Source organism: Acinetobacter lwoffii (genome assembly GCF_024129685.1).
GTDB classification, from domain to species: domain Bacteria; phylum Pseudomonadota; class Gammaproteobacteria; order Pseudomonadales; family Moraxellaceae; genus Acinetobacter; species Acinetobacter lwoffii_X.
In genome coordinates this window covers 1-320 of the sequence record NZ_JAMXXL010000092.1, presented here as the reverse complement: position 1 = coordinate 320, position 320 = coordinate 1, and the positions used below count along the sequence as shown (strand labels likewise).

At 39.1% G+C, this 320-nt stretch carries 1 pseudogene; it reads left to right on the top strand.

Annotation, left to right across the window (positions count from 1 at the left end):
* Positions 1–12: 12 nt before the first annotated feature.
* A pseudogene (locus NI464_RS15800) lies at positions 13–320 on the top strand (IS5-like element ISAba31 family transposase); the annotation flags it as partial.

The window sequence follows — 320 nt, the reverse complement described above, 5'->3', positions numbered from 1 at the left end:
TTACTATTCGCTATGCCTCGTACCATGCTGACAGATCAACACTGGCAAAAGTTGAAAGTTATTCTGCGTAATTTATCCATTCACCACAACTCAAATTTACGCAATTTTATTGAAGCTATTCTCTATAGAATTAGAACAGGCTGTCCGTGGCGAGATATTCCTTGCTGTTTTGGTCATTCAAACTCTATTTTCAAACGTTTTAATCGTTGGTCAAGCAGCGGTAAGTTACTTAGATTATTCAAATTACTAGCCTCATGCCCCGATATGGAGTGGATTTTTATTGATGGCTCTCATGTACGTGCTCATCAACATTCTGCCGG